Source organism: Chryseobacterium sp. MMO-72, from assembly GCF_037146035.1.
Classification (GTDB): domain Bacteria; phylum Bacteroidota; class Bacteroidia; order Flavobacteriales; family Weeksellaceae; genus Chryseobacterium; species Chryseobacterium indicum.
The window spans coordinates 500,176-514,913 of the sequence record NZ_JBBCWG010000002.1 but is presented as its reverse complement, the minus strand read 5'-3'; the positions used below and the strand labels follow the sequence as shown (position 1 = coordinate 514,913).

The 14,738-nt window shown below is 35.0% G+C and carries 13 protein-coding genes; 4 read left to right on the top strand and 9 right to left on the bottom strand.

Going from position 1 to position 14,738, the window contains the following annotated elements; genetic code table 11:
- Positions 1-125: 125 nt before the first annotated feature.
- The gene (uvrA, locus tag WFH39_RS04910; RefSeq protein WP_336689022.1) at positions 126-2,918 is read right to left on the bottom strand and encodes an excinuclease ABC subunit UvrA; all 2,793 of its coding nucleotides are present in this window, start codon (positions 2,916-2,918) and stop codon (positions 126-128) included.
- A 333-nt stretch (positions 2,919-3,251) separates the two neighbouring features.
- Here uvrA and WFH39_RS04905 point away from each other — a divergent pair, with 333 nt between their 5' ends.
- The 4 genes from WFH39_RS04905 to WFH39_RS04890 all read left to right on the top strand — a co-directional run bounded on the left by WFH39_RS04905 (position 3,252) and on the right by WFH39_RS04890 (position 7,489).
- Entirely contained in the window at positions 3,252-4,178 is a 927-nt protein-coding gene (locus WFH39_RS04905; RefSeq protein ID WP_336689021.1) for an IS1595 family transposase, read from the top strand.
- A 214-nt stretch (positions 4,179-4,392) separates the two neighbouring features.
- The gene (locus WFH39_RS04900; protein ID WP_214589676.1) at positions 4,393-4,614 is read left to right on the top strand and encodes a hypothetical protein; all 222 of its coding nucleotides are present in this window, start codon (positions 4,393-4,395) and stop codon (positions 4,612-4,614) included.
- Between the two features lie 272 nt (positions 4,615-4,886).
- Complete coding sequence (locus WFH39_RS04895) at positions 4,887-6,698, top strand: TonB-dependent receptor plug domain-containing protein (RefSeq protein WP_336689020.1); 1,812 nt, start codon at positions 4,887-4,889, stop codon at positions 6,696-6,698.
- 74 nt (positions 6,699-6,772) lie between these two features.
- Positions 6,773-7,489, top strand: coding sequence for a DUF2490 domain-containing protein (locus WFH39_RS04890; protein WP_336689019.1), 717 nt, complete (start codon positions 6,773-6,775; stop codon positions 7,487-7,489).
- On the opposite strand, the gene WFH39_RS04885 is transcribed toward WFH39_RS04890, so the two are convergent.
- From WFH39_RS04885 to WFH39_RS04850, 8 genes are all read right to left on the bottom strand, one after another.
- The gene (locus WFH39_RS04885; RefSeq protein WP_336689018.1) at positions 7,486-9,537 is read right to left on the bottom strand and encodes a M48 family metalloprotease; all 2,052 of its coding nucleotides are present in this window, start codon (positions 9,535-9,537) and stop codon (positions 7,486-7,488) included. The two genes, WFH39_RS04890 and WFH39_RS04885, sit on opposite strands and share 4 nt — an antisense overlap.
- A 21-nt stretch (positions 9,538-9,558) precedes the next feature.
- Positions 9,559-10,005 (bottom strand): phosphohydrolase, encoded by a 447-nt coding sequence (locus WFH39_RS04880; RefSeq protein ID WP_235130864.1) that lies wholly within the window; start codon positions 10,003-10,005, stop codon positions 9,559-9,561.
- 81 nt (positions 10,006-10,086) lie between these two features.
- Positions 10,087-10,419 (bottom strand): YegP family protein, encoded by a 333-nt coding sequence (locus WFH39_RS04875; protein ID WP_214589681.1) that lies wholly within the window; start codon positions 10,417-10,419, stop codon positions 10,087-10,089.
- 21 nt (positions 10,420-10,440) lie between these two features.
- On the bottom strand, positions 10,441-10,758 hold the full coding sequence (locus WFH39_RS04870) for a hypothetical protein (protein ID WP_336689017.1): 318 nt from the start codon (positions 10,756-10,758) through the stop codon (positions 10,441-10,443).
- A gap of 164 nt (positions 10,759-10,922) precedes the next feature.
- Positions 10,923-12,701 (bottom strand): acyl-CoA dehydrogenase family protein, encoded by a 1,779-nt coding sequence (locus tag WFH39_RS04865; RefSeq protein WP_336689016.1) that lies wholly within the window; start codon positions 12,699-12,701, stop codon positions 10,923-10,925.
- Positions 12,702-12,745: 44 nt separating this feature from the next.
- On the bottom strand, positions 12,746-13,105 hold the full coding sequence (locus tag WFH39_RS04860) for a four helix bundle protein (RefSeq protein WP_336689015.1): 360 nt from the start codon (positions 13,103-13,105) through the stop codon (positions 12,746-12,748).
- 36 nt (positions 13,106-13,141) lie between these two features.
- Positions 13,142-14,320: a thiolase family protein gene (locus tag WFH39_RS04855; protein ID WP_076390314.1), complete on the bottom strand. Its 1,179-nt coding sequence runs from the start codon at positions 14,318-14,320 to the stop codon at positions 13,142-13,144.
- Between the two features lie 45 nt (positions 14,321-14,365).
- Entirely contained in the window at positions 14,366-14,719 is a 354-nt protein-coding gene (locus tag WFH39_RS04850; protein ID WP_302712940.1) for a four helix bundle protein, read from the bottom strand.
- Positions 14,720-14,738: the final 19 nt, after the last annotated feature.

Genomic DNA, 14,738 nt, shown 5'->3' with positions numbered 1-14,738 from the left:
TAAGATTTTAATTAAGGAGTATAAGGTTTAACACAGTTTATGATCTGATAATTTTCTTAATTGAATGTGAGAGCTTAAATATCTTCAAATAAAAAAACAGAGAGTAAAAAGCTCTCTGTTTTATTTTAATTCTCCAGCTTTTCTTTAATATACTTTGCTGTATGAGATTTTTTATTTTTTGCCAGTTCTTCCGGTGTTCCGGTAAAAACGACTTCACCGCCATGTTTTCCTGCTTCCGGACCGATATCAATAATGTAATCTGCGGATTTAATGATATCAGGTTGATGTTCAATTACAATCACAGAATGCCCCAGATCAATTAATGCCTGTAAAGACTTTAGCAATTTCTGAATATCATGGAAATGCAGCCCTGTTGAAGGTTCGTCAAAAATAAATAAGGTCTTATCTGTGGTAACTCCTTTTACAAGGAACGAAGCCAGTTTTACACGCTGTGCTTCACCACCGGAAAGGGTAGAAGAGCTCTGTCCCAACTGCAAATATCCTAAACCTACGTCCTGTAATGGTTTTAATTTGGTAGCGATTTTTTCTTCTTTATTATCTATGAAAAATTCAAGTGCTTCATCCACAGTCATGTGAAGAATGTCTGAAATATTTTTCTCGTCGTACTTTACTTCCAGAATTTCACTTTTGAAACGGGTTCCTTTGCAAACTTCACACTCCAGTTCAATATCTGCCATAAACTGCATGGAAACGTTGATAACGCCTTCTCCTTTACATTCATCGCATCTTCCGCCATCTACGTTAAAGGAAAAATGTTTAGGTTTATACCCCATCATTTTGGCAACTTTCTGCTTGGCAAAAAGATCTCGGATGTCGTCGTAGGCTTTAAGATACGTTACAGGATTGGATCTTGAAGACTTTCCGATAGGATTCTGGTCGATGAGTTCAATATGCTGTATCAGTTTTTTCGGAAAATCCACAGCATCATAATCTCCTTTTTTACCTCCCATTCCAAGCTGAATCTGGATGTCATTGGTAAGGATTTCCTTCATTAAAGTCGATTTTCCGCTTCCGGAAACTCCCGAAATTACAACAAGATTTTCCAAAGGAACATCTACATCAATATTTTTAAGATTATTTTGCCTTGCTCCTTTTATATGAATCCATTCTTTTCCTTTTCTCCGCTTTTTTGGGACTTCAATTTCCAGTCTTCCGGTAAGATATTTTGAAGTTAATGTATCTGCATCTTTCAATTCTTTGTAATCTCCTGCGAAAACCAATTCTCCGCCAAGATAGCCGGCTTCAGGACCAATATCAATAATATAGTCTGCCGCTTTCATCACGTCTTCATCATGTTCCACAACAATTACGGTGTTGCCAAGATCACGGAGATTCTGCAAAACTTCAATCAGGTTTTCCGTATCTCTTGAATGCAGTCCGATGGAAGGTTCATCCAGAATATAAATAGAACCCACCAAAGAACTTCCCAGACTTGTTGCTAGATTTATTCTCTGACTTTCTCCGCCGGAAAGCGTGTTGGATGTTCTGTTTAAGGTTAAATATCCTAAACCTACTTTCAGTAAAAACTCCAGTCGGGTTGTAATTTCGTACAATAATCTTTTGGCAACTTCCTGATCGTGATCAGATAATTTTAAGCTTTTAATTAAAGGAAAAAGTTCATCCAGAGGAAGTTCAATCATTGATTGGATGTTATGTCCGTCGATTTTCACCCAGCTCGTTTCTTCACGCAATCTCAAGCCTTCGCAAGTCGGGCAAAGAGTCTTTCCGCGATAACGTGAAAGCATGACACGGTACTGAATTTTATACAGATTTTCCTCAAGCATTTTGAAGAAATTGTCAATCGATGGAAACGTGCTTTTTCCGTCTCCTTTCCAAAGGTATTTTTTCTGGTCTTTGGTTAACTGATGATATGGCTTATGAATCGGGAAATCTTTTGCTTTTTTAATGAAATCCTTTTTCCATTCGCTCATGCTTTCGCCTTTCCATGAAGCAACCGCATCTTCAAAAACAGATAGTGTTTTGTTGGGAATAACTAAATCTTCATCAATTCCGATCACTTTTCCGTATCCTTCACAAGTGGGACAGGCTCCGTAAGGATTATTAAAGCTGAAAAAATGAACATTTGGTTCTAAAAACTCGATTCCGTCCAGTTCAAATTTGTTTGAAAATTCTTTTACTTTTCCGGTATCTACATTTTTTAACGAACAATATCCGCGACCTTCATAGAAAGCCATCTGAATAGAGTCTGCCAAACGCTGTAAAAAGCTTTCATCTTCCTCATAAGTAAAACGGTCAATCACAAGATTAATTTCCATTCCCTTTTCTGGGGTAAAACCAAAACTTTCCAGATCTTCGATTCCTGCAACATTCCCATTAATTTCAAGTCTTGTAAAACCTGCTAATTTCAGAACATTTAAATTTTCGCTAAAATTCCCGGCATCGTAATCGTAAGGAGCCGTTAATAGAAACGAAGTTTCTTTTTTTGAAGATTTAATGAAATCCACCACATCAGAAACTGAATCCTTTTTCACTTCTTCACCCGAAACCGGCGAATACGTTTTCCCGATTCTCGCGAAAAGAAGTTTCATATAATCATAAATCTCGGTAGAAGTTCCTACTGTAGATCGGGGATTGGAAGAAATTACTTTTTGCTGGATGGCAATGGAAGGAGCCAATCCTTTAATATCGTCAACTTTAGGTTTCTCGAGTTTTCCTAAAAACTGACGTGCATAAGAGCTTAAACTCTCTACATACCTTCTCTGTCCTTCCGCATAAATCGTATCAAAAGCCAGTGAAGATTTTCCGCTTCCGGAAACTCCTGTAATAACGATCAGTTTATTTTTCGGGATAAGAACATCTATGTGTTTCAGATTGTTAAGGTGTGCATTCTTAACGAAAATCTGTTTTTTAATATCTATATCTGTTGTATGAGCCATAGTAAAATTAAGACTAACAAAATTACGAATTTTTAATCGGATTGAATGTACTCTATGGTGACTATTTACAATTCTACACAGTGTGAATTTTAATATTATATATTCTGAAGAGTATTATAATTCTTAATTAATTTTAATTCTCACTTCTTTGAAAAACGGATGAAGAAAGGTAAGTATGTACAATCCTACACCACAGCCTTTTGTATTTGAATGTATGCTCAGCTATTTTCAGGAATATGCTGCCTGTTTTTAGAAAAATATAGAAACTTTAACTAAAATTTAATAATATGCTCGAAAACTGTTCGTTTAAATAATTGCTAATATTGCAATACCATGATTAACACAAATTTCAATTCTATACTGGAGTTAATACAGACTTTCTCTTCCGAGCAGGTCTGCATTGAGTATCTTGAACAAATGAGATGGGGCGGAATTGTTGAAAGTCCGTTCGACTCCGCTTCTAAAGTGTATAAATGCAGTAAAAATCGCTACAAATGCAGGAACACCGGAAAATATTTTAATGTTAAAACAGGTTCCATGTTTGAAAATACTAAAATCAGCCTGCAGAAATGGTTTTTGGCGATATGGCTCCTTACATCCGGAAAAAAAGGGATCAGTTCTGTTCAGCTTGCAAAGGATATCGGAGTAACGCAGAAAACAGCATGGTTTCTGTCGCACCGTATACGTGAATGTTTCGGCATTGAAAATAATAATGAACTTACAGGAGATGTGGAATGTGACGAAACATTTATTGGCGGCAAGAACAGAAACAGGCACCGTCATAAAAAAGTAGAATATTCTAAAAACCGTAATTTTCCGGATAAAGTTCCTGTTGTAGGGATGCTGCAGAGAGGTGGTAAAATGAATGCATACGTTGTAAATGACACCAAAAAAGCCAGTATTCAGCCGTTTATCTATCAATATGTAATTTCTGAAAATACCCGATTGATAAGTGATGAATGGTGCGGATATAAAGGGTTGGGTACATCGTATTTTCATTTGGTTGTTGATCATTCCAAAAAAGAATATGTTAATTCTGAAGATAAATCTATACATACCAATACGATTGAAGGTTGCTGGAAAATTCTTAAAAATTCTGTCTCTGGAATTTATAACTTTGTATCTAAGAAGCATCTTCAAAAATATGTAAATGAATTTATTTATAAGTTCAACTTGAGATATATATCCAGCAACGAAAAATTTACATATCTGCTCAAAAAATGCACGGTTAGAACCAAATACGAAGATCTTATTAAATAAAAAACAATTATTATTAATTATTTTGTATACGAATCATTGTTTTCGGGTAATTTTACGGAATGCCATATTAAGTCTTATATTTAAATCATAAATTTGTGATTTATATATGTTCTGATGGGGATTGGTTTCTTTTTTTAGATGTAAAAAAATGCTGATAAAAAAATAAGTTTTCTTTCAGAAAAACATAAATAATGACTATTTTAACACTTGAAATATGTTACCTGAACTATTAAAACAAAAAAAAATAAAAAGTATTTTTTTTAAGGAGGAAGAATACTTTGATGTAGCAGATATTAAAAAGAATCATCCCGATTTGAAAATTGATGTCAGCCGTATTATCCTTGTTAAAAAGTTACAGTTTATAAAAGCTGAAGACGTATCTTTAGTATCAGACTTTGATAATACGATAAAAAATATTTTTAAAAATAAAAAATAAGAGATTATATTTCTGAAAGATAAGTTTTTTTAAGTTTGTGGTATTGCTTTTTATTTTAAAATTTGTTAAAATTGCAGTCATAAATATGTAATATAGAAATGAGAAAATTATTCAGAGATCTTATTACACATTTAATGAGAAAAAGATAACGAAATTACTTCCCAGGATGCGATATTACTGTCGCATCTTTTTTTATGACAACTATCATTTGTCATTCTTCATGATCTCCAGTACTTTTGCGCTGACGAAACTAACTGAGAATAAAACTGATTATGATTAAAAAAATACTTCCTGTTTTTCTTGTAGGAACATTCTGCTTTACGCACGCACAGGAAAAATCAACCGATATTGAGACCATTGAGGTTCAGGGAAAACTTATTTCAACACCTTACAAAACAGCCAACCAGAATATCACGATCATTACAAGAGAAGACATCATGAATTCTCCTGCAAAAAGCATCGATGAAATTCTTCAGCAGGTTCCGGGAATGGATATCAGAAGGAGAGGAGCGAATGGTGTGCAGAGTGATATCGGCTTTAGAGGAAGCTCTTTTGAACAGGTTCTGTTGCTTCTTAACGGAATCAAAATGAATGATTCGCAGACCGGACATAACTCCATGAATCTTCCTGTTGATCTTGATGATGTCGAAAGAATTGAAGTAATCAAAGGTCCTGCAGCAAGACGATTCGGGCAGAATGCCTATGCCGGAGTAATTAATGTGATTACAAAAACAAATCCGGGAAAAAGAGTAAAGATAAGCGCAGAAGGAGGAGATTATAAAACTTACGGTTTTGGTCTGAACGCACAGCTTGGAAATGAAAAATTTTCCAATTCTTTACAGGCTAATTCTGCAGGTTCAGAAGGCTATATGTATAATACAGATTATGAGATCAGAAATGTATTTTATCAAAGTAAACTGAATATAAAAGAAGGTGATATCAGACTTCAGGCTGGTTTTTCTGAGAAGAAATTCGGAGCAAATGGTTTTTATGCCTCAAAAGCGGCTACGGAACAGTATGAAGAAACGCAGGCTTCAATTGTAAGTTTAGCCCATCAGCAAAGATTCGGGAAATTAAAACTCAGCTCAAATGTGTACTGGAGAAGAGGACAGGATATGTATCTTTTCAACAGGCAGAAGCCTGAAATTTACCGTAATATGCACATCGGAAATAATGTAGGAGGAGAAGTAAATTCTACTTATGACTGGGGATTAGGAACAACAGGAATAGGAGTAGAACTAAGGAAAGAATTTCTGGTAAGCAACAATCTGGGAGAAAGAAACCGTTTTGTATCGCAGGTTTTCTTTGAACATCATTTTTCTTTACTCGACAAAAAATTAAACATCAGTCCCGGAATTTCCTGGGCAAATTATTCCAATGAAGGAAACTTTTTTTATCCCGGTTTGGATGTAGGATTTAGCTTTAACCCAAACAATAAAATTTACGGAAATATTGCAAAAGTTCACAGGGTTCCTACCTTCACAGATTTGTATTATGTAAGCAAAACAGAGGTTGGAAATCCGAATCTGAAACCTGAAAGTGCGGTTTATGCAGAATTGGGATATCAGTATCAGACAAAAAATATTCTGGCAAAAGTGAGCGGATTCCTTCGGGATTCCGGAAATGCAATCGACTGGACTAAAATTAAGCCGAATGACGCGGTCTGGTATGCACAGAACATAGGAGATACCACCTTAAAAGGAATTGAAGCGGAATTGAATCACAGATTAAATGAATGGCTGAAATATACAGTCGGTTACACGTATCTGGACAACAAAGCGAATCAGTCTGGTAATTTTGTGGCAAGATATGTTCTGGATAATTTAAAACATCAGTTTATTACAAAGCTGGAAACAAAATTCCTGAAAAACTTTACCAATGAAGTGGTTTACCGTTATAATGAAAGACTGAACAATGGAAGCTATAATCTTCTTGACGAAAAACTGAGTTTTGCCAAAAAAGATTTTTCCGTGTATGTTTTAATTAATAATTTAACAAATACTTCATATACAGAAACTTTCGGTGTACAAATGCCGCAAAGATGGTTCCACATTGGTTTTTCTTACAATATTAATATTAAGTAAATGTTAATTAATAATGAATGAAAGTTAATATTACGAAATTGTTAATTCATTTACATTTGCAAAAATTTTACTAGATGAAACTGTTTGTGAGTTTGAGTTTACTTTTAGGTGTTACATTTCTTAAAGCACAGGAACATATTTCCAGCTTCAATGCAGTCACCATCACTTACAAATTTCATCCTAAATTTTTTCTTTATCTGGAAGGTCAGTCAAGAGGAATTCAAGAATTTACATACCCCGATTACTACGAAATAAAAGGAGGATTGGGGTATAATCTTACCAAAAATCATAAGCCTTTCATCGGAATGGGAAGATATGCAACCTATAAAGACCATTCTATCAACAAAGAAGAGTTCCGTGTGTGGTTACAGGACGTAATCGATGTTAAAAAAGGAATTGTAAAGTTCGAAAACAGATTCCGTGCAGAAAAATCATGGTTTCACGAACCTCAGTCTGACAAAAATTCCGAAAGAATGCGTTACCGTTACCGTCTGAATGTAAGTGTTCCCCTTAATGCAAAAGAAGTAAAGAAAGGAACTGTTTTTGCCAATGCATACGATGAGGTTTTCTTTGTGAGCCCTGCGAAACCTACTTTCGCAAGAAACAGAGTGTATGTCGGCGGTGGTTATCAGATCGATAATAGTGTGGGAGTTGCTGCAGGATATCTTTGGCAGAGAGAATTCAATGCTTCCTCAAACCAGAATTTTCATTTCCTGTATGTTGCTTTAAACATTAATATCGACGGAACCAAACATCCAGTTAAAACATTTGATTATCCCGGAGCGGATTAATGTACTTTTTCCAGTCTTTTCTGATATTCAATAAGCTCTTCTTTAAAATCAATGTAAATTTTATTGATTATTGCCTGATATTCGTTAATTAAAGAAAATAAAACATCCACTTCTTTCTGAATGTATTTGTCATGATTGAAATAAATATATTCGGAACTGATGAAATCTTTAAGAAGCTGCTTATTTTCAGTCGTTAAAAAGTCTTTGTAGGCAGATTCTTCCATGAAATGTTTCAAAACATCTTTAAACGGTTTTTCGTTCTTTAGTAAGACTGCTCTGTGCTTACGGATTTCCTCCAACGGCAAAGTAACCATCATAAATTCCAGATGAGGCGTAAAATTGTTAATGGAATTCTGGAAAATATCAAACTCTTTATCCAGCAAAGCAAATTTTCTGTATTTAGCTGCTAAAATTTCCTTTTCATGATCATCAGCAATGCTGTAAAAGTATCTGAAAATACGAATGTCATTTTCTAACAGCTGCTTATTCAGATTTCCGGATTCTTCTTTAATCTTAGGAACCAAAAGTCTTGCTTCTCTGGATTTGTACAGCTTTCCAATGTAGGTAAAGGTTTTAACAGCTTTAGGATTTTCAGCAAGATAATTCAAAGTATACAAATCGCTTTCTGTTCCTGCTTTTTCATAAACCAGAGAAACATACTGATCGCTGAAGAAGTCTTCTTTTTCTACCAATCCAGTATCTTTTATAAGTTCATCAATGTTTTCCAAAACAGGATTGTGACTTTCATAATATCCGTTGAATGCTGAATTTATCAGTCTGTAAGGATATTTTTCATTGTAAAGCTGAAGGAACTGATCATTATTACCAATAACTTCACCCACATTTTTAATATTGTACAGCGTTAAATATTTGCTTGTCAGAATCCTGCATATTTCCGTATATCCGCGGATTATATTTTTTGCGAGGTCGCTATTTTCAGGATTGTTTTTTGTCTGATTTTTCCAGATCATTTCAATTCTTTTATCCGTTTCGGGATGAAAAGACCATTGATCTTCAATTTTTACTTTTGTCTTATTATATCGGGTAATATCTTCAAGATCTATTTTCGGAAGATCATGCTCAAATAAATGATTGTTTCTTTCACCGAAAATCTTCATCAGCAAACTTTGGTTTTCAAATAAATTTTCAGGCAGATATTTATTCCCGCTCTCTGCATAAAACATAAAAGAACTGTTGAACGCCGCATTGCTTAAATCCAGCCTTAATAAAGATGAAGTCTGCTCTTTCGGATTAGTAACGTAAGTCGCCACTGCATCCGCATGAAACTCCATTTCTCTTCGCAATGAAGCATTGTTTTTAAAAAGAAAATCTGAAAAGATCTTTAAAATAAACTGAAAGACATTAATGAAAGCTACAGAAATTAATCCGGCAAGCTGAAATGCCCATTGTCCTGATCCTTGTCTGATCGAATTTTCAAAATCTTTATTGTTGTAAACCGTATCAAAAATAATTTTTTCTGCCTGATTTACATATCCTCCGATTTTCATACTTCGCTGTGAGAAATGTCCGAATTCATGCGCTAAAACGCTTTTAAGTTCACCTACAGTTAAGGAATTTACCAGCCCGATTCCAATGGTAAGATTCTTTTTAACAGGCAAAAACATGCTCCAGAAAAGAGAATTGTAGCTTACACTTGCATTTACTTCCGGCGACAGAAAAACTTTTCCCGGTCTGCTTACTTTTGTTTCCAGAATAATTTCATCAATAATGGCAAACAGTTCCGGCTGAGTTTTTCTGTCTACTTCTATTAAATGTTTTGTACTGTAATTTTTCCTGATGAAGATAAATTTTATTAAAAAATAAAAAACAATAAGCCCGATACTTATCATCCCCAAAGCAATAATAGCAGTAAAATAGCTGGGATGAAATGTTACAAGATTTATCGCTCCATACCCCAGCAGGAAAATCAGCAGCAGCGATATGAGAATCAGGATAAAATAAACAATAAAGAATACGGATATTGATATAACAGCAGAAATCAGCTTAGAACGGTAAGCCGATGAAATAGGAGGCAGGTTATTAGTCATTGTGTGTTTTTTTATAATTTTCTAGTATTTCTCGATCAGATAATGATAGGCTTTCAGGTATTTATTAAATCTCTTAATGTCTTTGGAAGTAAGTTCTCTGTTTACCCTTCTAAGATCCATATTATCACGCAGATCATTCAGTTTTACGGCAACCGCAAGAGGAGAACGTTCTGTTCTTCGTACAAAATCATCATATTCTTCATTGGGATCGAATTTGGTGAGACAGCTTATCGCAAAAATAATATATTCGGGAAATCCCTGATCTCTCAGATAATCAAGGCTGAATTCCTGAGGATGATCCTCCACCACATCGTGCAAAACCCCTACAATTTTTTCGTCCAGTGTTTTTCCGTATTCCATTACCCGCATTACGTGTGCAATATAAGGTGCATGATATTTATCGGTTTGTCCTTTATGTGCCTTATCGGCTATTTTTATTGCTCTGTGGAGCATTTCTTCTTTTGTCATCTTATGTAAAGTAGAGTACAAAAATAAAAAATGCCTCAACATTCTGAGACATTTTACAAAAATTATTTTATGATATCTTTTTTAATCAAGCTCTTCTTCCACAGATGCGTTTGGCGCATTGTTTTTTACGGATTCGATGCCTTTTTCCATGCCGTTATCAGATTCATACATCTGGCTGCTTCCGATAATCTGCCCGTTTGTTGCTTTAAGATTAAAATAAGAACGTCCGTCTTTTGCGGTAAGCCTTTCAAATTTAGAATCGTCCTGAGCGTTTTTTCTTACCGACTCAATACCATTCTGGCAACCAGCTTTAGAACTGTAGCCTTCGCTGGAAAGGATAACCTGTCCGTTTGCGGCTTTTAAATTAAATTGAAATTCACCGTTTTTTCTTGTAGAAATAATAAATTTTCCCATGTGTATAATTTTAAGATTTGTTTATTTTGATGATGACGGAGCCTGTTTTGTGATCTCTTCTTTTTCCGGAATTTCCGGAGAGATAGAATTCAGCATTCTGTAATCATTTTTATCCTGTCTTTGATCTTTTAGGCTGGAATATTCTGTACCTTCTTTAGGTTTTGCAGAAGGCATTTTATACAGATTTTTTTTATCTGCTTTTTGCGGGGGCTGGATCTCTTTAGAATCAATTTTATAAATTCCGGCAGAATCTGTTCTTGGAATTAATTGTTTTCTAATCTTTTGTTGAGCCGTAAGTGATGCTGAAAACAATAGAATTGCTAATAATGTTATTTTCATTTTTTTGTATTTTTGTTAAAAGTATAAAAAATAATTGAATTTTAAAATGGTTAAAAATAATATTGAAAAGACAATTGAATATTATTTTTTATTACTTCCATAATATTTTTAATAAAAAAAATCCCGAAATTATTTTCGGGATTTTCTATTGCATCAAACTATTTTTAATAGTTTCCTTTTTCAATAAAATGAGCGGCTACTTTTTCCGTTAGTGCAACCACATTAGGATGGTTGGTATACTTCGTGAATCTTCTTAATCCTGAAAGCATCATTCTCTGCTCGTCACCTTCTGCAAAAGAAACAATTCCTTCTTTTGCTGCCACGATGATTTTTTCAACTGCTTTGTAAAGGTTTAGCTGAGCCATTGCAGCTTCCACAGAATCAGGAGAGAAGTGTTTTTCTGCTCTTAAAACTGCAGATTCTGCCATATAGATCTGATTAAGAATTTCGGAAGCGTTTAACAATAAATGCTGCTGTTTCTCTATATCCATCATGTATTTCTGAAGTGCAGCTCCGGAAACCATTAAGAATACTTTTTTAAGATTCGCAATAATTGCTTTTTCTTCGCTCATGAAAGCTGAATAATCCGGAACTTCGAATGAAGGAATTCCCATCAGTTCTTTGCTGATTGCCATTGCCGGAGATAATAAGTCTAATTCTCCTTTCATCGCTTTCTTGATGAGCATTCCAACCGCTAATAATCTGTTGATTTCGTTGGTACCTTCATAAATTCTTGAAATTCTTGAATCTCTCCATGCTGCTTCCATCGGAGTATCTTCAGAGAATCCCATTCCTCCGTATACCTGAATTCCTTCATCGGCAGTATGCTGCGCAAGATCTGAAACGAAAACTTTAAGAATTGAACATTCAACCGCGAATTCCTCAACTCCTTTCAGTTCAGCAGCCTGATGATCCATTCCTCCAGCAACCAGTTCATCAATTTTATCCTGAATATTTTTTGCAGCTCTGTAAGATCCTGCTTCACTCACGAAAACTCCGGTTGCCATTTCAGCAATTTTCTTTCTGATCGCCCCGAAAGTTGAAATAGAAACCCCGAACTGTTTTCTTTCATTGGAATATTGAATAGAATGATTTAAAATTCTTCTTTGTGCATCAAGACAAGCTGCCGCTAGTTTGATACGGCCGACATTCAGCGCATTTAAAGCGATTTTAAATCCGTTGTTTCTTTCTCCTAAAAGGTTTTCAACAGGAATTTTCATATCATTAAAGAAAACCTGACGCGTAGAAGAGGCACGAATACCCAATTTGTGTTCTTCTTCACCAAAAGTAAGGCTTTCAGGATTTTCCAGTTCTGAACGGTTGATCACGAAACCTGTGATGTTTTTATCATCATCAATTTTGGCAAACAAAGTAAAAGTATCGGCGAATCCTGCATTGGAAATCCACATTTTCTGTCCGTTGATGATGTAATGTTTTCCGTCTTCAGACAATTTTGCTCTTGTTTTCCCTGAATTGGCATCAGAACCTGCATCCGGTTCAGTCAAACAATAAGCACCGAATTTTGTTCCCGCTGCTAAATCCGGAAGATATTTTTGTTTCTGAGCTTCTGTTCCGTAAAGAACGATGGGAAGGGTACCGATTCCTGTATGCGCTCCATAAGCTGTTGCCAATGAACCTGTAACTCCTGAAATGTAATCGCAGGCAAGCATGGTTGTTACGAATCCCATTCCAAGACCTCCGTAATTTTCAGGAACGGCAATTCCCAATAATCCCATTTCTCCAAGCTTACGCATTACTTCTTCGGTAAATGCATAATCTTTTTTCTCGAAACGTTCTTTTTGCGGAACTACTTCTCTGTCTATAAATTCTTTCGCAGAATCGCGAAGCATTTTTTGTTCTTCATTCAGTTCTTCAAGACTGAAAATTTCGTTTGCAGGAATTTCTTTAATTAAGAATTCTCCACCTTTTACTATATTGCTCATTATTGTTTATTTTAAATTTTAGATTATAAATTTTAAATTAGATTTCAGTTATAAATTTTCAGATGAAGTTTTAATGATCTTGTTAAAATATTAATGATACTTTCAATTTCTTTTAAATAGGAATCAATTTCGATTTGAACTAAATTTGAAGACTGATAAAGTCTCAGCCAATATCTGGTTTCCCGTGCTTCTTTGTTTGCAATTGAAAGTTTGGAAATAAAGTCTTTTTTAGATTGAGCTGCAACTCCTTCTTCAACATTGGCTCCAATTGAAGTTCCGCAACGAAGAATTTGTTTTGATAGAATAAATTCATTCTGAGATTTGCACTGGATATAAAATTTAATAATTTTCAATGCAAATTCAAATGTCTTAATCTGAATCAAATTGTCTTCCTTAAAACTCATTTCATCTAAAATTTATAATTTAAAATCTATAATTAATTAAAGAAGTTCAAAAATACTCGCTGCTCCCTGTCCTGTTCCAACGCACATGGAAACCAAACCATATTTATTTCCGCGTTTTCTCATTTCGTCAAGAAGCTGAACCGTTAATTTTGTTCCGGTACATCCAAGAGGGTGACCTAAAGCTATGGCTCCACCGTTTACATTTAAAATATCCGGGTTTAAACCCAGTTCTTTTTTGATTGCAACCGATTGTGAGGCAAATGCTTCGTTCAGTTCGATAAGCTCAATATCTTTTAATTCCAGACCTGCCTGTTTTAAAGCTTTCGGGATTGCATAAATTGGCCCCATTCCCATAATTCTTGGTTCCAATCCTGCTGCTGCATAAGCAACAAGTCTTGCTTCAGGTTCAAGTCCTAATTCTTTTACCATTTCTTCGCTCATGACCATTACAAAAGCCGCTCCATCGCTCATCTGAGATGAGTTTCCGGCAGTTACACTTCCTCCGTTGGCAAAAACTGGTCTCAATTTCGCAAGACCTTCAAGTGACGTATCCGCTCTCGGACCTTCATCAACAGAGAAATCAAACTTTTTAGTCTGCATTTTCTGGTTTTCGTCTAAGAAATTATATTCAACAGGAATCGGAACGATCTGATTTTTAAATTTCCCTTCCTGATTTGCTTTTAAAGCTTTCATGTGAGATTCAAACGCAAACTGATCCTGTTCTTCTCTTGTAATTTTATATTGTTTGGCAACTTCTTCCGCCGTGTAACCCATTCCCCAATAATAATCAGGGTTTGTTTTGGCAATCTGAGTTTCAGGAACCGGTTTGTAACCACCCATCGGAATGTAAGACATGGATTCTGTACCTCCTGCAATAATGCAGTCTGCCATTCCTGCCTGAATTTTTGCAGAAGCAATCGCAATCGCCTCACTTCCGGAAGCGCAATATCTGTTTACGGTAACTCCGGGAACTTTGTCAGTGTTAAGACCCATTAAAGAAATCAGACGTGCCACATTCAAGCCCTGTTCAGCTTCCGGCATCGCATTTCCTACGATAAGGTCATCGATTCTGTTTTTGTCTAATTGCGGAAGTTCAGCCATTAATTTTTCAATTACGGTTGCCGCCATTACATCGGGTCTGGTGAATCTTAAACTTCCTTTTGGCGCTTTTCCAACGGCAGTTCTGAACCCTTTTACTATATATGCTGTTTTCATAAATTGTATAATGTATTATTGTATGATGTACAATGTATTTAAGTTTTAACTTGAATAAACTTTTTTCAGTTTAATAATCATATTTTGGATATACTGTATTTCAGTAAGAGTCTTTTGAAATTTATCCTCCGGAAAAAATTCACATTCTTTGGCGATTATGATTTGAGTCTCAAATTCAAAAGAAGAACCCAAAGCAATATTTAAAAAATGTGAAAACTGAGCTTTAGTATCTCTTCCAGCACCTTCAGCTATGTTTGAAGGAATAGAATATAACGATCTTCTGGATTGAGATATAAGACCAAATAATTCGTCTTTTGGAAATTCTTTTGAAAAAAAATAATATGTTTTGCAAAGTTGAATTGATTTTTTCCAAACTTCAAGTTGCCGAAAATCATGCATATTAAAATACTTTTTACGT